19 protein-coding genes, 2 tRNA genes, 3 rRNA genes and 1 pseudogene are annotated in these 20,519 nt (G+C 64.4%); 16 read left to right on the forward strand and 9 right to left on the reverse strand.

Annotated features, from left to right (window positions below):
* The 3 genes from BMX07_RS24915 to rrf (BMX07_RS18410) form a co-directional block, all read left to right on the forward strand.
* A 23S ribosomal RNA gene (locus tag BMX07_RS24915) occupies positions 1-102 on the forward strand; the annotation flags it as partial.
* Between the two features lie 125 nt (positions 103-227).
* A 5S ribosomal RNA gene (rrf, locus tag BMX07_RS18405) occupies positions 228-349 on the forward strand.
* Between the two features lie 69 nt (positions 350-418).
* Positions 419-540 (forward strand): 5S ribosomal RNA (gene rrf, locus BMX07_RS18410).
* 114 nt (positions 541-654) lie between these two features.
* Here rrf (BMX07_RS18410) and BMX07_RS18415 read toward each other — a convergent pair.
* From BMX07_RS18415 to BMX07_RS18425, 3 genes are all read right to left on the reverse strand, one after another.
* Positions 655-2,001, reverse strand: coding sequence for an RNase J family beta-CASP ribonuclease (locus BMX07_RS18415; protein WP_090620737.1), 1,347 nt, complete (start codon positions 1,999-2,001; stop codon positions 655-657).
* Positions 2,002-2,908: 907 nt separating this feature from the next.
* Positions 2,909-3,184: a PadR family transcriptional regulator gene (locus tag BMX07_RS18420; RefSeq protein WP_090620739.1), complete on the reverse strand. Its 276-nt coding sequence runs from the start codon at positions 3,182-3,184 to the stop codon at positions 2,909-2,911.
* A gap of 370 nt (positions 3,185-3,554) precedes the next feature.
* Positions 3,555-3,749, reverse strand: coding sequence for a cold-shock protein (locus BMX07_RS18425; protein ID WP_006182670.1), 195 nt, complete (start codon positions 3,747-3,749; stop codon positions 3,555-3,557).
* 446 nt (positions 3,750-4,195) lie between these two features.
* Between BMX07_RS18425 and BMX07_RS18430 the strand changes: the two genes are divergently transcribed.
* The 4 genes and pseudogenes from BMX07_RS18430 to BMX07_RS18445 all read left to right on the forward strand — a co-directional run.
* Positions 4,196-4,918, forward strand: a complete 723-nt coding sequence (locus tag BMX07_RS18430) for a queuosine precursor transporter (protein ID WP_090620741.1) — start codon at positions 4,196-4,198, stop codon at positions 4,916-4,918.
* Positions 4,919-5,013: 95 nt separating this feature from the next.
* Positions 5,014-6,111: an aminopeptidase gene (locus tag BMX07_RS18435; protein ID WP_090620743.1), complete on the forward strand. Its 1,098-nt coding sequence runs from the start codon at positions 5,014-5,016 to the stop codon at positions 6,109-6,111.
* Positions 6,112-6,527: 416 nt separating this feature from the next.
* Positions 6,528-7,142, forward strand: a complete 615-nt coding sequence (locus BMX07_RS18440; protein ID WP_090620745.1) for a DUF309 domain-containing protein — start codon at positions 6,528-6,530, stop codon at positions 7,140-7,142.
* Positions 7,143-7,313: 171 nt separating this feature from the next.
* A pseudogene (locus tag BMX07_RS18445) lies at positions 7,314-8,087 on the forward strand (LLM class F420-dependent oxidoreductase); the annotation flags it as partial.
* A gap of 32 nt (positions 8,088-8,119) precedes the next feature.
* On the opposite strand, the gene BMX07_RS18450 reads toward BMX07_RS18445, so the two are convergent.
* Together BMX07_RS18450 and azf are read right to left on the reverse strand one after the other, a co-directional pair.
* The gene (locus BMX07_RS18450; protein ID WP_090620748.1) at positions 8,120-9,091 is read right to left on the reverse strand and encodes an aldo/keto reductase; all 972 of its coding nucleotides are present in this window, start codon (positions 9,089-9,091) and stop codon (positions 8,120-8,122) included.
* A 104-nt stretch (positions 9,092-9,195) separates the two neighbouring features.
* A complete protein-coding gene (azf, locus tag BMX07_RS18455; protein ID WP_090620750.1) occupies positions 9,196-9,969 on the reverse strand; it encodes an NAD-dependent glucose-6-phosphate dehydrogenase Azf in 774 nt (257 codons plus the stop codon).
* 131 nt (positions 9,970-10,100) lie between these two features.
* On the opposite strand from azf, the gene BMX07_RS18460 reads away from it, so the two are divergent.
* The 3 genes from BMX07_RS18460 (at position 10,101) to BMX07_RS18470 (ending at position 12,706) form a co-directional block, all read left to right on the forward strand.
* On the forward strand, positions 10,101-10,457 hold the full coding sequence (locus BMX07_RS18460; RefSeq protein WP_090621393.1) for a dihydroneopterin aldolase family protein: 357 nt from the start codon (positions 10,101-10,103) through the stop codon (positions 10,455-10,457).
* Between the two features lie 132 nt (positions 10,458-10,589).
* On the forward strand, positions 10,590-12,080 hold the full coding sequence (locus BMX07_RS18465; RefSeq protein WP_090620754.1) for an aldehyde dehydrogenase family protein: 1,491 nt from the start codon (positions 10,590-10,592) through the stop codon (positions 12,078-12,080).
* Positions 12,081-12,229: 149 nt separating this feature from the next.
* A complete protein-coding gene (locus BMX07_RS18470) occupies positions 12,230-12,706 on the forward strand; it encodes a DUF5790 family protein (RefSeq protein ID WP_090620756.1) in 477 nt (158 codons plus the stop codon).
* Between the two features lie 52 nt (positions 12,707-12,758).
* On the opposite strand, the gene BMX07_RS18475 is transcribed toward BMX07_RS18470, so the two are convergent.
* Entirely contained in the window at positions 12,759-13,496 is a 738-nt protein-coding gene (locus BMX07_RS18475; RefSeq protein WP_090620758.1) for a creatininase family protein, read from the reverse strand.
* A 126-nt stretch (positions 13,497-13,622) separates the two neighbouring features.
* On the opposite strand from BMX07_RS18475, the gene BMX07_RS18480 reads away from it, so the two are divergent.
* Together BMX07_RS18480 and BMX07_RS18485 are read left to right on the forward strand one after the other, a co-directional pair.
* A complete protein-coding gene (locus BMX07_RS18480; RefSeq protein ID WP_090620761.1) occupies positions 13,623-14,567 on the forward strand; it encodes a phosphatase PAP2 family protein in 945 nt (314 codons plus the stop codon).
* A 65-nt stretch (positions 14,568-14,632) separates the two neighbouring features.
* The gene (locus tag BMX07_RS18485; RefSeq protein ID WP_090620764.1) at positions 14,633-14,977 is read left to right on the forward strand and encodes a DUF5789 family protein; all 345 of its coding nucleotides are present in this window, start codon (positions 14,633-14,635) and stop codon (positions 14,975-14,977) included.
* Between the two features lie 59 nt (positions 14,978-15,036).
* Here BMX07_RS18485 and BMX07_RS18490 read toward each other — a convergent pair whose 3' ends face one another.
* Complete coding sequence (locus BMX07_RS18490; protein ID WP_090620766.1) at positions 15,037-16,995, reverse strand: ABC transporter ATP-binding protein; 1,959 nt, start codon at positions 16,993-16,995, stop codon at positions 15,037-15,039.
* Between the two features lie 33 nt (positions 16,996-17,028).
* The gene (locus BMX07_RS18495; RefSeq protein WP_090620768.1) at positions 17,029-17,781 is read right to left on the reverse strand and encodes a DUF192 domain-containing protein; all 753 of its coding nucleotides are present in this window, start codon (positions 17,779-17,781) and stop codon (positions 17,029-17,031) included.
* A gap of 62 nt (positions 17,782-17,843) precedes the next feature.
* Between BMX07_RS18495 and BMX07_RS18500 the strand changes: the two genes are divergently transcribed.
* Positions 17,844-17,917: transfer RNA gene (locus tag BMX07_RS18500), tRNA-Val, on the forward strand.
* A 302-nt stretch (positions 17,918-18,219) separates the two neighbouring features.
* A complete protein-coding gene (locus BMX07_RS18505) occupies positions 18,220-18,993 on the forward strand; it encodes a S1 family peptidase (protein WP_175480201.1) in 774 nt (257 codons plus the stop codon).
* Between the two features lie 423 nt (positions 18,994-19,416).
* Here the strand turns inward: BMX07_RS18505 and BMX07_RS18510 are convergent, their stop codons facing one another.
* A complete protein-coding gene (locus BMX07_RS18510; protein ID WP_090620772.1) occupies positions 19,417-19,863 on the reverse strand; it encodes a DUF7344 domain-containing protein in 447 nt (148 codons plus the stop codon).
* Between the two features lie 221 nt (positions 19,864-20,084).
* On the opposite strand from BMX07_RS18510, the gene BMX07_RS18515 reads away from it, so the two are divergent.
* Both BMX07_RS18515 and BMX07_RS25805 read left to right on the forward strand, forming a co-directional pair.
* Positions 20,085-20,158: transfer RNA gene (locus tag BMX07_RS18515), tRNA-Phe, on the forward strand.
* A 200-nt stretch (positions 20,159-20,358) separates the two neighbouring features.
* The gene (locus BMX07_RS25805; RefSeq protein ID WP_449289581.1) at positions 20,359-20,517 is read left to right on the forward strand and encodes a DUF7845 domain-containing protein; all 159 of its coding nucleotides are present in this window, start codon (positions 20,359-20,361) and stop codon (positions 20,515-20,517) included.
* The last annotated feature ends 2 nt before the right edge of the window (positions 20,518-20,519 follow it).

Here is a 20,519-nt window from a genome sequence, read left to right on the forward strand (position 1 = left end):
TGAGGCCACTCGTAGAAGACGAGTTCGATAGACTCGGGATGTACGCACCAAGGCAACGAGGTGTTGAGTCCGCGAGCACTAACTGGCCAAGCCACACATTCATACTACAATCGCATTGGATCCGTGACGCGAGAACGGGTCCGGACGCAAACTGGACTACACGTACATTCGGTCTTGGACACACACCGATATTGGAATGACGACGGTTCGATTCCGTTGATCGGCATTACGGCGGCCACAGCGGCGAGGTGCCTCCCGTACCCATCCCGAACACGGAAGATAAGCTCGCCTGCGTTACGGTCAGTACTGGAGTGGGCGACCCTCTGGGAAATTCGTTTCGCCGCCTCCACTCATATCGGCCATGATGGCCGAAATACCGATAGCGGTCTGACGGCGGTTCGACTCCGCCGATCGGCATTACAGCGGCCACAGTGGCGAGGTGCCTCCCGTACCCATCCCGAACACGGAAGATAAGCTCGCCTACGTTTCGGTCAGTACTGGAGTGGGCGACCCTCTGGGAAATCCGATTCGCCGCTCTCACTCATACGTTCACCCACACAGCAACTGCTGTGTGGGTTTCGCATTTTCGACTGGAAAGCAGTGATCTCTCCAGTACCGTCCCTGTAGAGAACAAAAGAGCTGCAGCCGCTCAGCCTAGACTAGCTGGATGATGTTCCCGTTCGAGGTCACGTGGAGATCGCGTCCAAGCTTGTAGCCGCGATTGGACGCGAGATCGACGTATCCCGAAAAGCCGCTCATGTCCTGGTGGGCCGGAATGATGTGCTGGGGCTGCAACGCGTCGAGCATCTCGTAATGGCCTTCCTGACAGAGGTGGCCTGAAACGTGGATGTCGTCGTAGATGCGGGCACCTTGCATTCTGAGCAGCTTCTCGGCCTGATAGCGCTGCCCTTCGTTTGTCGGCTCGGGGATCACGCGGGCGGAGAAGACGACCTTGTCGCCGTCGTCCAGCTCGTACGGCGTTTCGCCGCGACCCATTCGAGTGAGCGTCGCCCGGGGCTCGCCTTGGTGGCCGGTGACGACGGGGAGGAAGTTCTCTTTGCCTTCCTTCATGATGCGCTCGAACGTCTGTTCGATTGATTGGCGATAGCCGACCATCTCGACGTCGGAGGGGAAGTCGATCCCGATCTGTTTCGCGGTCCCGGAGTAGGTCTCCATCGAGCGGCCGAGGAGGATGGGTTGGCGATCGATGTCGCGAGCGAATTCGATCAGCGATTTCACGCGGGCGATGTGGCTCGAGAACGTGGTGGCGACGATGCCGCCGTCGTAGTCCTCCATGCTGTAGAGGACGTCGCGGAGGTGTTCCCGGGCGACGTTCTCGGAGGGAGTCCGGCCTTTCTTGTTGGCGTTGGTACAGTCCTCGATGTAACAGAGGACGCCCTCGCCTTCGCGACCGATCTCGCGGAACCGGTCCATGTCGATCGGGTCGCCGATGACGGGGGTGTGGTCCATCCGCTTGTCGAGCCCGTAGACGACCGCGCCCTCGGGCGTGTGGAGAACCGGATTGATCGCGTCGACGATCGAGTGGGTGACGTTGACGAACTCGAGGTCGACCGCGCCGGAGTCGCCGATCGACATCGTCTCGCCGGCGTCCATCTTGATCAGGTCGTTGTCGGCGTTGAACTTGCCTTCTTCGTCGAGTTCTCCCTTGACGAGCTCGAGGGTGAACGGCGTCGCGACGATCGGTGCGTCGTATCGGTGTGCGAGTTTACTGATCGCACCGATGTGGTCGAGGTGGCCGTGGGTCGGGACGATGGCCTTGACGTCGCCCTCGAGGTCGCTCATGATCCGGTCGTCCGGAATGGCACCCATATCGATCAGATCGAGGCTGTGCATCCCTTCGGTTCGGATGTTGTCGTGGATCAGGACTTTCGACAGGTTCAGTCCCATGTCGAAGATCACGATATCGTCACCGGCGCGAACAGCCGTCATCTGTCGGCCGACTTCCTCATAACCGCCTATTGTTGCAATTTCGATTTCCATTGGTGGGGCCGATCATAGCCGTCCGTCGGACAGTCTTGTAGCCGGAACGGCTACAGCGGGAGCAGAAGCGTCCTGCAACGTGAGCGAGTTCTCGGTCACGTCCTTGGCGTCGAACGTCCGATCACGACTGCGCCGAGGACAGCGCCTATTTCGGTTAGTAGAACAACGGCTCTCCCGACGTAAGTACTCCTGGGTTTCGGGGATCGAACGTGACCTCGAGTGGGTGGCGAGAGCACGTCGATCGGTCCGGGTGCGGGGCTGCCGGCAGGATTCGATTGGTGACGGTCCACCCGCGAGGTGCTCGACGCGAAAGTGGGGTCTGGGGTTCGAAGTAATCATCGAGACGGACGAGAAGTGCCCGGCAGAGCCGGGAGTCGAGGGTATAGACGCCCCAGATGGCGGCCCGACCTCGTCAGCACGAGTTGCGGCCGACAACTGGCGGGTTGCGAACGGGCTGGCGCTCATCGGTGCGGGATGGCTGCTGTACCTGCAGGGTTCGACGTCCTGTCAGGTGGGAGTGCGACTCGATCGCAGGACCGTTGGCTGTAATTGAGGGCGTTAAGCCCCCTTCCTCAGCGAGCGAAGCGAGCAGGGAGGAGATACAGCGCCCGCACGTCTTGTTTCCGTGTGAATCAGCATCCTTACTACCCGGCAGTCGAAGAAGGTAGTAAGATGCTCACCACGCGTCCGGCGTTGTTCAAACGCGACAAAAAGCGTGCATCGTCGGTTGTGGCCGAGTGTCGATTCGGGAGGAGTGGGACACTCCGAACCGCCTATAAAGGGAAATCGCCTGCGGAGTCTGGAACCGATGTGGGACTTGTTCCTGCAAGTTCCGACACAGAAACAGGAAGCTCCGTCCTCGACAAGCGAGGGCCGGGTAGGCCCGAGCGCAGTAGGGCGGAGTAGTTCACTCGCTGATATACTGCTGCTCCCATTCCCGACGCTCTTCGATCGTCCGGCGTCCGTGGTCACTGATCTCGTAATAGTTGGTTCGCCGATCGAGCTGTCCTTTTTCGACGAGATTTTTGTTGACGAGTGTGTCGAGATTGGGATAGAGTCGCCCGTGATTGATCTCACTGTTGTAATACGTCTCGACTTCGTCTTTCACGTCTTGGCCGGACGGTTGGTCGGCTCCTGCGATCACGTACAGAAGGTCTCGTTGAAACCCTGTCAGATCGTCCATTTTGTACTCGAGTGAACGAACGGCAACCTGGCTATTTGTTATCGATTTCGTATCAACTGTTTCCAGTACGTTCAGCGAAGCTAACTGAGTCAATCGTGCTACTGGTTCCCGTTTCGTCTGGTAGTCGGGTCCTACAGCCGGCGGTTCGGCGGGCTTGATCCGGGATCAGCATCGGCCCCGCAAATACGACGGTTGCGAGGAACCCAACTGCGTTGATTCTCGATATCACTCGGTCCGGGATGGGCGGTGTCACTCCGCGATCGAGAGTGTGGCTCCACGACGATGACGCGACCGAGCGGTCGCTCGTCGGGGAGTGTGCCGAAGAATGATAGTCGAATGTGAAACCCGTTACCGAACGCAAGAAGCCGTATTACAGGCGGGTGACGTTGGTGGCGCGGGGGCCCTTGGGGGCCTGTTCGATATCGAATTCGATCTCTGTGCCTTCTTCGAGGTCCGGACCGCCAACGTCTTCCATGTGGAAGAAAACGTCATCGTCCGCGTCGTCCGTCTCAATGAAACCGTAGCCGCCTGTGTCGTTGAAGAAATCAACGTTTCCTTTCGCCATTGCAATTCAAGAGAAGGCCACGGCACGTATAACAGTTGTGTTATACTATTCCCCTCGAAACAAAAATAAATCGCTCGAGAATCCGACGATTGGCGGCGAAACGCCGACGAACCGTCGGACACGACGTTTCTCGATCCGCGATGCGATCGGCTCACGCGAAACCGACACGATGGCCGCTCAGGACGGTATTGGCATCGTCCCAGTCTCCGTATCTGGTGCTTGTTCGAGGACCGCATCGGCGAGAGCGGGCCTACGCTAACCGAATTACGATGTCCCTAATCGACTGTTCGTCCAGAACGCGTTTCGCGTACGTCGTGGTCATCTCGCCCGATCGTCGCGTTCGGCACCGATTCCCCTCGCACGAACACACCTGACGGTGACCGAACGACTCCTCGAGTAATACTCGAATAGCACCGTTTAGGTGCGACCGGTGGATACCCACCGATATGAGTCAGCAGACTCGCGGTGTGCCGACGGTCGCACAGGTAGCGTTGATCGGACTCTTCGTGACGGCGCTTGCGACCGCCCAGTTGACCGCGTCGAAGGTATTGGCGTTCGAACTGCCCGTCGGGCTGCCGATCACCGGTGCACAACTCGCACTGCCCGGCGCAGCCCTCGCGTACGCGATAACGTTCCTCGCGAGCGACTGCTATACCGAACTGTACGGCCGTCGCGCGGCGCAGATCGTCGTCAACGTCGGGTTCGTCCTGAATTTCGTCGTCCTCGCGCTCGTCTGGTCGACGATCGCCGCACCGGCCGCCCCCTCGAGCGTCGACCCGGGGGCGTTCGAGACGGCTCTCGGGTCGTCGACGAACATCGTCCTCGGCAGTCTCCTCGCGTACGTCGTCAGCCAGAATTGGGACGTGATCGTCTTTCACCGGATTCGGGACTACACCGGGTCCGAAATGCTCTGGTTGCGCAACATCGCGTCGACGGCGAGTAGCCAGGCGATCGATACCGTGATCTTCGTCTCGATCGCGTTCGCCGTCGCCCCCGCCGTGCTCGGCGTCGGTGCTGTGCTTCCGCTCGATCTCGTCCTCTCGTTGATGGTGGGTCAGTATCTGCTGAAACTCGCGATCGCCGTCCTCGACACGCCGATCGTCTACGCGATCGTCTCGTTCGTTCGCTCGCGCGAGGGGCACGTCACTGAAGAGGCTCACGCCGCCTGACTGCCCGCGGTTCGACACGTACCGGTCGTCGTATCGGCGTTCACTGCTGCGTTCCGAACGGGGAGCGTTTAGTAGCCCGCTCGAGAGGGACGGATATGGACGAACGCGTACGCGAACACGCAGCGGTGCTGGTCGACTGGAGCGCTCGAGTCGAGGCGGGCGACGACGTGGTCGTCTCGGTCGGGCCGGACGCCCACGAACTGGCGGTCGCCGTCGCCGAGGAGCTCGGGGACCGTGGGGCGAACTTGCTCGCGACCTACAGCTCGGGGGAGGTCACGCGCGCCTACATCCGGGCTCACGACGGCGATTTCGACGAGAGTCCGGCACACGAACGCGCGCTGGTCGAGAACGCCGACGTGTACCTCTCGCTCGGGGGCGGTCGGAACACGAGTGCGACGGCCGACGTTCCCGGTGAGCAGCGCCGGGCCTACAACGACGCCAGAAGCGAGCTCCGCGAGACGCGACTCGGGACCCGCTGGGTGTCGACGGTCCACCCGACGCGGTCGCTGGCCCAGCAGGCCAACATGGCCTACGAGGCGTACCGGGAGTTCGCCTACGACGCGATCCTCCGGGACTGGGAGTCGCTGGCCGACGAGATGGCCCAGCTGAAGGACCTCCTCGACGTCGGCTCCGAGGTGCGGCTGGTCTCGAGCGACACCGACCTCACGATGGAGATCGAGGGGCGGACGGCAGTCAACAGCGCCGCGTCGGTCGCCTACGACTCCCACAACCTCCCCAGCGGTGAGGTCTTCACCGCGCCGTACGCGACCGAGGGCGAGGTGACGTTCGACGTGCCGATGACGCTGCGGGGCGAGTCCGTTCGAAACGTCCGCCTCGAGTTCGAGAATGGCGAGGTCGTCGACTACGACGCCGAGCAGGGCGGGGCCGTGATCGGCGAGATCCTCGAGACCGACGACGGTGCGCGTCGCCTGGGCGAACTCGGGATCGGGATGAACCGCGGGATCGACCGCTACACGGACAACATTCTCTTCGACGAGAAGATGGGTGACACCGTCCATCTGGCGGTCGGTCGGGCCTACGACGCCTGTCTCTCCGAGGGCGAGTCCGGCAACGAGTCGGCGATCCACGTCGACCTGATCACCGACGTGAGCGAGAATTCCCGACTCGAGATCGACGGCGAAGTCGTACAGCGAGACGGCACTTTCCGGTTCGAGGACGGCTTCGACGGCTGAGCGATCGCGTTTTGGTCCAGATTTTGCGAGCGAGACAATCGGTGGGTGGAAGTCGTACAGCGAGACGGCACTTTCCGGTTCGAGGACGGCTTCGACGGCAGCGGTGTCGGTAGGTGCTGGTTACGCCTCACCAGAGTACGTCCGGAATTCGGAAGTCGAACCATACTAATCCGTATGCCGGCCTTCACGTCGAACACCGCCGGGTCGGTGGCGGATTGGAATCGGCCGGGACTCGTGTCCCGGAATCGACCGTCCACAGTCGTCTGCCCCGCCCTGCCGGAGGCGGAAGTGCGCTGTCGGCCGTTCGGCGAGACGACGTCACTCTACCGGGTGTGATATCAGCGCCGACGGCCGGCGGGATATCCGGCGGTCTCCGTTTTCGTCACGTTCTCGAGTCTCGAGCCCCAATCGCGGGTATGCGCGATCGGCTTCGGGCGGGCGTCGCGATCTTCAACGACGGCTACTACCACGCCGCCCACGATGCCTGGGAGGACCGCTGGCTCGAGCTCGAATCGGGAAGCGACGACGAGCGGCTGCTCCACGGACTCATCCAGTACAGCGGCGCGGTCTACCACGCCCGCGACCGGAACTGGGAGGGGGCGGTCGGCCTCGCCGAGAGCGCCGGCGAGTACCTCGCGTCGCTCCCCGCCGACTATCGCGACCTGCGACTCGAGCCGATCCGATCCGTCCTCGCCCGCCTCGCGGCCGACCCGGAACTCGTCGAGCGCCGGCCGCCGGTCCGGATCGAACACGAGGGTTCGGCGGCGTCGCTGTCGGCGCTGGAGTTCGAGCCGACGGCGATCGCGGCGGTCGTCCTTGCCGAGGAATTCGGCTACGACGAGGAGGCGATCGCACGGGCTCGGGCGTACGCACGGCGGGATCTCGAGGCCGGCGAGGACGACAGCGTCTTCATCACGCTGCTGTTCGACTTCGTCCGCGAGGACGACCACCGCGGGATCATCTACCAGCGACTCACCGACCACGTCGGGAGGCGTCGGGCTCGAGAAGCGGACGTCGAGGGACTGTTCTGATCGGTCGTCGCCGGTGCCGTCGTCCCGTCAGGGTGACTAGAGCTTCAAGTTCGGCCCGACCGAACGCGAGGTATGGACATCGGTACCGTGCTCCCGCAACTCGAGATCGGACACGATCCGGAGACGATCGCGGACTACGCGCGGCGGGTCGAGTAATCCGGGTACGAACACGTTCTCGCGTACGATCACGTCCTCGGCGTGAACCCGGACCGACCGGACTGGGACGGACCCTACGACTACGAGAGCACGTTCCACGAGCCGTTGACGACCTACTCCTACCTCGCGGGCCAGACGGACGAGCTGGCCTTCGTGACCGGCATTCTCGTCTTGCCGCAGCGCCAGACCGCGCTCGTCGCGAAGCAGGCCGCGCAGTTGGACCGCTTTACCGACGGCCGGTTCCGCATGGGGGTCGGCGTCGGCTGGAACGAGCCGGAGTACGTCGCGCTCGGCGAGTCGTTCTCGCGGCGAGGCGACCGCATCGAGGAGCAAGTCGAGGTACTCCGGCGGCTCTGGACGGACGAGCTCGTCGATTTCGACGGCGAGTTCCACGAGATTCCGGATGCGGGCATTCGGCCGCTGCCGGTCCAGCAGCCGATTCCGCTCTGGATGGGCGGCATGGCCGATCCGGTCAAGCGTCGTGTGGCTCGCATCGCCGACGGCTGGTTGCCGCAGTTCCAGCCCGGTGACGAGGCCGAATCCCACCTCGCCGATCTCTACGAGTACGCCGACGAGGTCGGCCGCGACCCCGACGAGATCGGTCTCGGCGGTCGAATGTACGCCGTTCCCGGCGAGGAGGACGACTGGATCGACCGCGCGCAGGCCTGGCGGGACCTCGGCGCAGACTTCCTCTCGATCACGACGATGTACCAGGGGCTCGAGGGCGAGGAACACACGGCTCACGTCGAGCGGGTCGCCGCGGTGCTGCGAGACGTCGACCTGCTGTAGCGAGTCGCTGGCCGCGGCGTCTCGCGGCTCGCTTATTCGTGGCCCGCTACCGGGAGCGGCTCGTAGGGTTCCTCGAGGTACTCCTGGTCCGAACGCGAGAGATCGATCTCGAGCGCTTCGACGGCGTCTTCGAGGTGGTCGACGCTCGTCGTCCCGACGATGGGCGCGTCGACCCACTCCTTGTGGAGGAGCCAGGCGAGCGAGATCTGGGCCATCGAGACTCCCTTCTCGTCGGCGAGTTCCTGGACGCGCTCGTTGATCGCCTCGCCCCCGCCCTGGAGGTACGACATCTGCGCGAGGTACTGGTCGGTCTGCCCGCGCGTCGTCGCGTCGATCTCCTCGTGCGGGCGGGTCGCGACGCCGCGGGCCAGCGGCGACCACGGGACGACGCCCACGTCTTCCTTCTCACAGAGTGGCAGCATCTCACGTTCCTCCTCGCGGTAGAGGACGTTGTAGTGGTTCTGCATCGTCGCGAACCGCTCGAGACCGAGTTCGTCGCTGGTGTGCAGCGCCTCGGCGAACTGGTGGGCCCACATCGACGACGTGCCGATGTATCGTACCTGTCCGCGTCGGACCGCGTCGTCGAGTGCACGGAGCGTCTCCTCGATCGGCGTGTCGTCGTCCCACCGGTGGGTCTGGTAGAGATCGATCGTGTCCACTCCCAGTCGGTCGAGGCTCGCCGCGAGTTCCTGCTCGATGGCCTTCCGCGAGAGGCCGCTCGCGTTCGGATTGTCGGAGTCCATCTCGGCGAAGACCTTCGTGGCGATCACCTGCGCGTCGCGGTCGTAGCCGTCGAGGGCGTCGCCCAGGATTTCCTCGGACTCGCCCGTAGAGTAGACGTTCGCGGTGTCGAAGAAGTTGATCCCGAGGTCGATCGCGCGGTCGATGAGGTCGGCGCTCTCGTCGGGGTCGAGCATCCACTCTCGGCCGGTGCCGAAGCTCATACAACCCAGACAGATGCGGCTGACCGTCATCCCAGTCGATCCGAGCGTCGTGTACTCCATAGGACCAGTTGCGACGGCCGGCGACAAAACGTCGTGGTCCGCCGACTCGGTTGCCGGCTCTCGACAGTTCGTGTCCGCCGGTGGGGGCGCTTCCGTCCGCCCGGTCAGGCGTCGCGCTCGACGAGCCGTTCCTCGCCGTCGAAGTCCGCGGAGTTGTCCCGGGGCTCGTAGCCTAACGCGTCGCGAGCGCGCTCGAGAGAGTAGTACTTGCGGTCGTTGTCGGAGATGCCGTAGACGATTTCGTAGTCGTAGTCGGCGCGGATACAGCGGTCGAACAGGTGCGCGCAGTCTCGGTAGGAGAGCCACATCGCTTGGCCGCGCTCGTAGTCGATCGGGGGGTGTCCCTCGGTGAGGTTCCCGATGCGGACGCAGACCACCGAGAGGTCGTGTTCGTCGTGGTAGTAGCGGCCCAGCGTTTCGCCGGCGGCCTTCGAGACCCCGTAGAGATTGCTCGGTCGGGGGAGCTCGGTCCCGTCGAGAAGGTAGTCGTCGTGCGTGCGGTACAGATCCGGCGTGCGATCGTCGGTTTCGTAGTTCCCGACGGCGTGGTTCGACGAGGCGAAGGCGACCTTCTCGACGCCCGCGTCGGCGGCGGCCTCGAAGACCGTCTGCGCGCCGTCGATGTTGTTTGTCAGCACGCTATCCCACGGCGCTTCGGGACGCGGGTCGCCCGCGAGGTGGATCACGGCGTCGATCCCGTCCATCGCCTCGCGAACGGCGTCCGCGTCGGTGATGTCGGCGACGACGAACTCGCCCGGCTGGTCGCCCGTCGGCGGGTCGCGATCCAGCAACCGCCACTCGTGTTCCTCGGCGAGGCCGCCGAGGATGGCCTCTCCGACCCGCCCCGCAGCCCCCGTGAGCAGGACTGACTGTGCCATTCGTTCGGTGTGAGGGGCAGCGCCGATAAGAACCATGCGGTTCCATATCGGCACGGTCGGTGGTGGCACGCGTCTCTCGGATCGGCGACCGCATCGCAACCCCCTTCCCGACCGCACGCGAGCACCCGCACATGTCCACGGACTCACCGACGGACGCCGAAGCCGCCTGCTTCGAGGCCGGTATCAAGTTCGGCTCGCTCTACCACCAGTTCGCCGGCACGCCGGTCTCGCCCGACAGCGCACCGAGCCTCGAGACGGCGATGGAGGAATCGATCGAGAACCAGCCCCACTGTACGGACGTGACCGTCACCGTCCGAACGGACGAACTCGAGGCGGTGCTCGCCGAGTCGACCGCCGACTACACCGAACTGACCGGACGCTTCCTCGAGGTCGAGATCGTCGTCGACTACGAGGGTTGTGAGGTCGTCACCCGCATGGAGATGGAAGACGGCTATCCGCTGATGCGGCTCGAGTCCGTTCGAGACTAGCGAGCGGTCGGTCGATCGGGGCTCGTCCTCGTCCTCGTGTCCGGTCGTGCCCGAGAAGCGGATCGGAGCCGGGAACGCGGACTTGGGAGTGCCCGCCATCGACTTTTCAGTCGGACCCGCATAGACCGGTCGATGGGACCGGAACTCTCGATCGACGCCGATTGGAACAGCCTCTATATCGACGGCGAGTGGACGTCCGCGGACGGTGACGAGGAGATCGCTGTCGAGGATCCGTCGACACGTGAGGTGGTCGCACGCGTGCCCGCAGCCGTCGATGCGGACGTCGACGCCGCCTACGAAGCCGCGGCGGCCGCCCAGACGGAGTGGGAGAACGCCCCACCGGCCGAGCGCGAGCGGGTCGCGCAGGCGTTCGCGCGGACGATCCAGGCGCACAGCGACGAGATCGTCGAACTGTTGGCTCACGAGGCGGGTGGCTCGCGGATTATGGGCGAGACCTCGGTCAGCATCACGACCGACCAGGCCAACGAGGCTGCGACGTTTCCCCGTCGAACGAAAGGGGAGCAGGTCGACTCCAACGTCGAGGGCAAGGAGAACTTCGTTCGTCGGGAACCCCAGGGGGTGGTCACCGTCATCTCGCCGTGGAACTTCCCGCTCAACCTCTCGGGACGGGCGATCGCGCCAGCCATCGCCACCGGGAACGCGGTCGTCCTCAAGCCGGCCTCGAACACGCCGATCACGGGCGGCCTCCTGATGGCGAAACTGTACGAGGAGGCGGGCCTTCCCGACGGGCTGCTCAACGTCGTCACCGGCCGCGGATCGGACATCGGCGACCCGGTCGTCGAACATCCCGAGAGCGACGTCGTCGCGTTCACCGGTTCGACGCCAGTGGGCCGCGGCGTCGCCGCGAAGGCCGGGGAGAACCTCTCCGTGGCGGCGATGGAACTCGGGGGCAACAACGCACACATCGTCACCGCCGACGCCGACGTCGAGGCGGCGGTCGACGCCGCGGCGTTCGGCTCGTTCGTCCACCAGGGACAGGTCTGTATCTCCATCAACCGCCATCTCGTCCACGAAGACGTCTACGACGACTACGTCGCCGCCCTCGCGGACCGCGCAGCGTCGCTCCCGGTCGGGAGCGCCCACGACCCGGACACGGTCGTCGGCCCCATCATCGACGAGAGCCAGCGCGACGAGATGCTCGGCTACGTCGAGGAGACCGTCGACGCCGGCGCGACGCTCGAGACGGGCGGCGAGACCGTCGAACTGGACGGCGTCGACGATTCGCTGGTCGTCGCACCGACGGTGCTTTCGGACGCGACCAACGACATGGCCGCCGCGTGTAACGAGCACTTCGGCCCGATCGCGCCGGTCGTTCCGTTCTCGGACGTCGACGAAGCCATCGAACTCCACGACGACACCGAGTACGGCCTCTCCGGATCGGTTCACGCGGGCGACGTCGGTACCGGGATGCGGATCGCCGAGCAACTCGACACCGGCATGGTCCACGTCAACGACCAACCCGTCAACGACGAGGCGCACGTTCCATTCAGCGGCACGAATGCCTCGGGCGTCGGTGGCTACAACAGCACCGACATCGTGGAGCAGGTCACCGAGAAGAAGTGGATCTCCGTCCAGTACGACCGGCGGGAGTATCCCTTCTAGCCGCATCGCGGTGGTGTGACACGGCGCTCCGATCGAAGACGTCCCTTTCGAAATCCGGCCGCCGTTCGACCGCTATCGATCCGCTTCCGACCGATTTCACTTTCACTTTCGGGCTATCTTTTAACCCCGGCGCCCGCAAAGACGGTGACATGAGCCAAGCCACGCTCGGCGACGACGAGGAACTGTTCGGGGAAGCGGCCAACGAGATGCGCGAGGACGTCGAATCCTCGCTCGCGGACGCCTGGGACGCGTTGCCCGACGCCGACGACGTCTGGGAGACCGACGCCGACAACGTGCTGGGCGTGCTCAACGGCCTCAACTCGGCGCTCGAGGCCGGCGACGCCGAGGACCACCTCCGCGACGCGAAGAAGTGGTTCACCATGGGCCAGCGCGCCGACGCCTTCGCCGACGCCGACGACCTCGAGGAGGAGATCGGCGATCTCGAGGCCGCCATCACGGACATCTCCGAGGCGGGCGAGCAGGTCGGCGAACTCACGTCGACGATTCCGGCGCTTCGCGGGACGCTCGAGGATGCGGGGCCGGCAGCCGAGGACGACGCTGACGGTGCCGACGAAGCCGACGCCGCGGACGAAGCCGACGACGAGGATGCGGCCGACGAAGAGTAGTCGGTCGCCGCCAGTCGGTCAGCAGTCGGTCGCCAGTCGACCAGCCGACGATCTACCGGCGCCCGGGCCGTGAGACGTCCCGCTCGGCAACCGCCTCGAGCAGCCGAGCCAGCGCGTCGGCAGCTAACTCGAGCAGTTCTTCGCCCCGTCGAGCGTCACCGTCGGCCGGATCGCCGACGACTCCGTTCTCCGTAAACTCCGCCGCGTCGTAGGCCAGATTGACGTTACTCGTCCAGTCGCCCCAGCCGTCGGCGGCCCCGGTCTGCGCGTCGTCGATCCGCTCCTCGCGGATCAGATCCGGCTCGAGATGGCGGAGCAGCGCCGTCTCGAGGGGGCCGCCGTGGCCCATGTCGGCGGTGTGCTCGCCGACGCCCTCGAACCAGGTGAACGGAACGACGTAGGCGTCGCCGTCCCGGGTGCGTCGGCCGCCGACCTCTCGGAGGGCGTCGACGTTGCCGCCGTGGCCGTTGACGATGACGACGCGATCGAACCCGTGGTGGGCCAGACTCTCGACGGCCTCGCCGACGTAGTTCCGAAAGGTGTCTTCGGAGACCCACATCGTTCCGGGGAACTGGCGGTGTTCCTCCGCGATCCCGACCGGAATCGCCGGTGCGCGGACGACCTCGCGGTCGGTCCGCTCGAGTCCGGCGTCGGCGACCGCTTCGGCGGTCAGCACGTCGGTCCCCAGGGGGGCGTGTGGCCCGTGCTGTTCCGTGCTTCCGACGGGGACGACCGCGAGGTCCGTCTCGAGGCCCCGGACGTCCGTCCACGTCGCCGTTGTGAGGTCCATGCGCGAGTATTCCGTCGATCGTAAGTCAGTGTGGCGGTTTGCCCACCGATCCCGGCGGATCGGCTCACGCCGACCCTGCATGTTCCCGCTCGGAGATTATCCGCAGCGCCGTAGAATCGGGCCCGTATGTACCGTGGGGCCGACGTGCTCGAGGCGATCCGCGAACTCGTCCCGGGGTGGGGTGCGGTTCTCGCCGCAGCGGTGACGCAACTCGGCGACGGTTGGTGGCTCCTCGTGCTCGGGATCGGCGCGTCGTGGGCCGTCGCGTGGCGATGGGCGGCCCGACGCGCCCGGGGGCACCAGCCGGACCGTCACGCTCGGCGGCCGGAAGGTCCCTGGTTCGTCGCGGTCATCGTCGGTGGGCTGGCGGTGATGACGGCGCTGAAACACGTCTTCGCGTTACCGCGCCCCGACCTCGCGACGATCGATCCGGCCGCGCTCCCCTCGTCGATGCGGTCGCTCCACGTCTCGGTCGCGACCGCGGGCGGCTACGGGTTTCCCAGCGGCCACGCCGTCGGCGCGACCGTCACCTACGGCCTGTTGGCGCTGACGCTCGAGGCCGGCACGCGTCGGGTCCGTCTCGCGGTCGCCGCGGTGATCGTCGCGGCCGTCTGTCTCACGCGGCTCGTCCTCGGCGTCCACTATCCGATCGACGTCGTCGCCGGCGTCGTCGTCGGGAGCTGCTATCTCGCCGCGACCTGGTGGCTCCTCGAGCGGTCGCCGTTCGATCGGACGGCCACCGCGTTCGCGGTCGCACTCGGATTGGCCGGCGTCGCGATGGTCGCCAGCGGACACGCGGACAGTGCCGTCGCGTACGTCGCGCTCACCGCCGGTGCGCTCGCGGGGTGGGCAGCCGGCGACGCGCCGCTCACACCCGGGACGACGCCCGCTGCGGGACCTCGTGCGTGGGTATCGGTGGCCGCGTTCGTCCCCCTGGCTGCCGTCGGCGGCTTCGGGGCGGTCAGCGGCCGGCCGAGGCTGGTCGTCTCGGCGGCCCTTCTGGGGGCCCTGTCGGTTCTCCCGGCGACCGTGTTTCCGTACGTGACGGCGCGGAACGAGCCGGCGAGCTAACCGCGCGCAGTTCCACGGCGAGCGCAGGCCCAACCCGTTTGCGGCCCAGTCCCCATCTCCCACGTATGCCAGACGATAGCCGCGAACTCGGGGTCGAACTCGGCGACCTGCAGGCGGCGCTCGAGAACGAGGCGTACCCGATCGGTCACGACGAACTGCTCGAGAAACACGGGGACGAAACGGTCGAGATGAGCGGCAATACGACGACGCTCGAGGACCTCATCGGGCCGCTGAACGAGGACGAGTACCGGGATTACGGGGCGGTCGAGCAGGCAATCATGAACATGGTCGGCGACGAGGCCATCGGTCGGAAGAACTACAGCGATCGCACGCCACCCGCGTCGGGCGAAGACCGGCAGGACGAGGGTGCACCGGATCAGGGCGGACAGGAGGGGCAGGAGTCGTTCTGACGCCGGAGAACCGATCGTCCGACGTCAGTTATCGGGTATCCGTCAGCGGGCGTCGGCCATTAGTCGTCGTCTCCCACGTCGACTTCCGTCCGGGCCTGCCGGCGCTGCGCGCGCTCGATGAACTCCTGTGGAAGCTCGTCGATCTCGCCGGCCTGCACGCCCCAGAGGTGCGAGTAGAGCCCGCCGTTCTCGAGCAGGTCCTCGTGGGTTCCCCGCTCGACGATCTCGCCGCCCTCGAGGACGAGGACCTGATCGGCGTCCTTGATCGTCGAGAGGCGGTGTGCAATGGCGAACGTGGTTCGATCCTCGGCGAGTTCGTCGATCGAGCGCTGGATGAGCATTTCGGTTTCGGTGTCGACGTCGCTGGTCGCCTCGTCGAGGACGAGGATGTCGGGATCTTTGAGGATCGCACGGGCGATCGAGATTCGCTGGCGCTGGCCGCCGGAGAGCTTGACGCCGCGTTCGCCGACCTCGGTATCGTACCCCTCCGGCAGGTTCTGGATGAACTCGTGGGCTTCGGCCATCTTCGCGGCCTCGATCACGTCCTCGCGGTCGGCGTCGAACGTCCCGTACTTGATGTTCTCCCCGACGCTGCCGTAGAAGAGGAACGTGTCCTGACTGACGTAGCCCAGCGACTCGCGGAGGCTCCGGAGCGTGACGTCACGGACGTTCTGCCCGTCGACGCGAATCTCGCCCTCGTCGACGTCGTACATCCGCAGGAGGAGCTTGAGAACCGTCGATTTGCCGGCACCGGTGGGACCGACCAGGGCGAGCGTCTCGCCGCCCTCGACCGTGAAGTCGATTCCTTCGAGGATCAGGTCGCCGTCTCCCGCATCGTCGTCGTAGCCGAACGAGACGTCGTCGTACTCGACGCGACCCGCGGTCACCTCGAGGGCCGGCGCGTCGGGCTCTTCGCCGACCCGGTTGGGTTCGTCCATGAGTCCGAAGATGCGGGCGCTCGACGCGCGAGCGCGCTGGTACATATTGATTATCTGTCCGAACTGGGCCATGGGCCAGATGAAGCGCTGCGTGTAGAGGATGAAGACGACGAACATCCCGGTACTGAGTTCGCCCGAGAACGGCCCCGGCGGGCCATCGATGACCCAGAGGCCGCCGACGAGGAACGTGATGACGAAGCCGATCCCCGCGAGCACGCGAAGGCCGGGGAAGAACTTGATCCGCGTTCGAATTGCACCCCAGTTGGCGTCGAAGTACTCGCGGGAGACGTCCTCGACGCGGTCGGACTCGTACCCTTCCGTCGTACTGGACTTGATCACCTGAATGCCGCCGAGATTGTTCTCGAGCCGGGAGTTGACCTTGCCGACGGTCGAGCGGACCTGCGCGTACTTCGGCTGGATGGTCTGGATGAAGAGGTAGGTAAAGACCGCGATCAGCGGGACCGGGAGGAGCGCGACCAGTGCCAACTGCCAGTTGATCGCGAGCAGGAGTCCGCCGATGCCGAGCACCATCACGAGCAGCCGGAACAGGGAGTTCATCCCGTCGTTGAGGAACTTCTCGAGGCGGTTGACGTCGTTCGAGAGGATCGACATCATCTCGCCGGTCTGTTTGTCGGCGAAGAAGCCCATGTCCAGGCGCTGCATCTGGTCGTAGGTGTCGGTCCGGATGTCGTGCTGGACGTTCTGGGCGAAGGTGTTGAACCCCCAGTTTCGGGTCCAGTGGAAGACCGCCGAGAGGAGAAAAGCGCCGGCGATGATCCCGATCGTCAGCCAGAACTGGGCTACTCGCCCGTCGGGGACGGACGGAGCGACGAACCCGCCACCGACCGGGAACGCCTCGGCGTAGGGGATCTCCTGCCGGATCACGGCGTCGATCGCGACCCCCAACATGAGCGCCGGCAACAGATCCAGGATTCGGGCGAAGAAACTCGCGATGACGCCGATGATCGCGGCACCCGTGTAGTTCGACCCGTACTCGAGGAACAGCCGCTTCATCGGGTTCTCGATCTCCGCTCGCTGTTCCTCGAACGGATCGTCGTCGTCCCAGTCGGCGCCACTCATTGAGCGGGATTCCGGGATCGCCGGCAATAAGGATTACCTACGAACCGAAACACGTCGAGCGGCGACCGCCCCGGGGTCGGCTCCATCGCGGGCCACCGTCGCGGCGACCCGGTCGAGCGCGTCGGACTCGACGCTGGTAACAGTGGTCCGGTTCGACTCGAGATCGATCTCGACCTCGTCACCGACTTCGATCCCCGTCTCGTTCGCGTACCCCCGCGGGACCTCGAGCACCCACTTTCCGCGGCCAGCGTACTCGATATCGTTCCCGTTTTCGTTCGGTCCGGGTGCCCGGGCGTGGTGAATGGCCGTGATCTCGCGATCCGCGTCGATGAAGATGATGTCGATGTCGAAGTCCATCTTGCGCATCACGTATACCAACTCCTGCTCCTCGTCGTGGACGAACAACATCCCGTTACCCGGCTCGAGCGAGTCGTGGTCGCTCAGCCCGGTATAGCGTTCCCCGCGGGTATCCGCGACCTCGACGTCGACGACGGCTTTGGGGTCGTCGCCGTCATCACCGCCCCCGTCGTCCGCGGAGTCGTCGGTACCGTCACTCCCAGTCGAGGCGTTACCGCCGTCGGAGTCGCCAGCATCGGCCGCGCCGGTACTCGTCTCGGTCTCGTTTTCGGCGGCCGATTCACCGTCGGGTTCGCCGTCGAAGACCCGGACTTCCCCCTCGTCCGCTCCCCACGGTGCCGAGACGAATCCAGCCTGAACGAGGAGTAGCCCGACGATGGAGAGGGCCGCGATCGCGAGCAGCCCCTTCCATACGTACTCGAGTGCCATGCACGATACCTGCACCGCGAGAAAGTAAAGGTTATTCGGACGGACCCACTCTTCCCGCATACGGGCTCGTGGTCTAGCTGGTCATGACGCGGCCTTTACAAGGCCGAGGTCGGTGGTTCGAACCCGCCCGAGCCCATACGTCTGTCGCGACCAACTCCTGAGCGACGGATAGCTGACGCGAGTGGCGGTTCGAACGACGGAACGAGCGAACGGAAACGAGCGACGTTCAGTGGTTCGAACCCGCTCGAGCCCACTACGGTTGTTCTATCTCAGATTCACACGACAGTGCGGTCTCAAATCAAAATTCGTACCCTCCTCCTCCTCCTTCGCCTCGTACATTGATCCGCAATCTCATCACCCCAACGACAGTCCTCATCCCCGACTACGTCTACGAAAATCAGCCAAAATATTCAAGTAAAAATATATTTAATGGCCCGTATGAACCGGCGCAACTACCTCACCCTCATCACCAGCGCGGGCGTCACCTCAATCGCCGGATGCACCGCCGAACAACCTCCCGAACCCTCATCCGACGATCCCGCCCCACCCGACATCAGTGACTCGGCCGACGGCAATCCCGAAGACTACGACGCCAACATCGACGACGAAACCGTCCTCGAACTCGGCCTCCAAACCCAGAAAGCCGTCGTCGATATCACATACGGCCGCGGCGGCGGCACCGGCTGGCTCATCGACGACACCACAATCGTCACCAACAGCCACGTCATCCAAGCCGCCGAAGATCACGACATCAACATCGAACTCTACAGCGGCGAAACCATCACCGGTACCATCCGTGGCTACGTCGACGACATGATACCCGATATCGGTGCCCTTGCCGTCGATCTCCCAGACGCTGCCGACTACAACACACTCACCCCCGGAGACGCTACGACCCTCAAACCCGAAGACCCACTCATTCAGGTCGGCCACCCATCCGGCATCGGCCGCTGGGCCATCAGCGTCGGCGTCCTCCACGCCAAACACGGACGCGACACCCTCCTCTCTACCGTTCCTAGCCTCTCCGGAAACAGCGGCTCCCCCATCGTCAACACCGATGGCAACGTCGTCGGCCTCACCAGCGGCGGCACGCGTGTCCGAGACCCCATCGACTATCGAGATACCGACGAAATATTCCGCGACTACCCCACCGTCCAATGGACCACCCACAACCCCATCGGAACCGTTACCGACCACCTCGATAACTGGTAACTCGCTCCCTCCATGTGCGGTGTCGTTCCCTGGGTCCGAGGTCCTTGGAAGTCTATGGCGACGTGTGCGTTTCGACGTCGTCTTCGAACCCGTCCGAGCTCACTACTGCTGTGGCAGACGACAGCGAGCCATGGAATTCGATGCGAGCGCACAGGTCTCCCGTACCCGGACCGCGAACGATACAGGGTATTGCCCGAACGCAACGTCCGTTTTCACGCCGCTCGAATCCGCTCGAGCCCCACCCTCGGCCGCGACAAATGGATACTGCTGCAACCTGTCGTGACAGCACGCGGCACGTGGTGCAGTCGTGTCCACACGAAAACAGTGCATCGGCACCGCGACGCACGCACTCGAGTCCGTGACGCTGACCGGCGCTACTAGCCAGTTACTATCGACGGAGTAGCCAGTTGGGAACGAGAGTAGTCATTGTTTGAGGCGTGCGACGTTCTCTCGGATCTGACCGAGCAGGCCGTCGCCCGATTCAGTCTGCAAGGCGGCGTGCAGCGTCGAGTTCTCCGGTTCGTCCTTCACGACGATCTGGAGGTATGGCTCGAGCTGGTGGAAGTTGTCCGCGAGGATGACGGTGTGGTTGTCCTCGTCGTGGTCGACGACGCCCGCGTCGTCGAGTTTCGGCACGTGGCACTGGACCGACGAGACGTAGACGCTCTTGTACTCGTTTTTCGCGACTTCGTCCGGCGGAACGTCGTGTTCCCATCCCGCGACGGTTTCGGCCAGCGTCGAGAGCTCGATGGGATCCTCCTGGCCGCGCAGCGCGTAGAGGAGGTATCGCCGCCGGCGATTCGCCAGTAGCTCGAGAATCGTGTCGGCGTCGAGCTCCGGTGCCTCCTGACTCGAGGTAAGGGCTTCCATAACATGGTATTACCTCCCGGAGCGGAAAAGGGTGTCTTGAATATCTAAAATTCCAACAGACAGCCGGTAACCACGGCTAGATGTATCTGTATTGTGCCTGTTACTGGCTTTTCGGTCACTTACTCGTGAATTCAAACCTGGCTGCGGTATCCTGTAAGCCGGGCGGAACGACGATCGCGATTCGAAATCCTTTTTTATACCATGGACGGAGATTGAGGTGCGCCGCCTTAGCTCAGACTGGGAGAGCACTCGACTGAAGATCGAGCTGTCCCCGGTTCAAATCCGGGAGGCGGCATTTCTGTCGCGAACAACTCGTGAGCGACAGGAATCAGATCCGACCGGATTTGAACTAGACGGAGGTTCTGCGCGAAGCGCAGGTTCTCCGGCGTAGTTCACAATTCGGGAAGCGGCATGACCTTCTCGGTTTACACGCCGGAACGACAACCCCCTACTCAGTAGTCTCTGCGCCGGTGTTTGCACGGGGGGTGAGCGCGGGTGCAACTGATCGAGACCGCGCCCCACGAGTTCGCGGCGCACTTCCTCTTTGCCGCGCACGGTCTCGATCCGTTCTTCGCGTGCGACAGTCGGATCAAGGACGGCGACGGACGTCAACACGCTGAGCTCTCTCTATCCACGGTCGAGGTTCTGAGTTAGCC

The sequence above is a fragment of the Natrinema salaciae genome, from assembly GCF_900110865.1.
Classification (GTDB): domain Archaea; phylum Halobacteriota; class Halobacteria; order Halobacteriales; family Natrialbaceae; genus Natrinema; species Natrinema salaciae.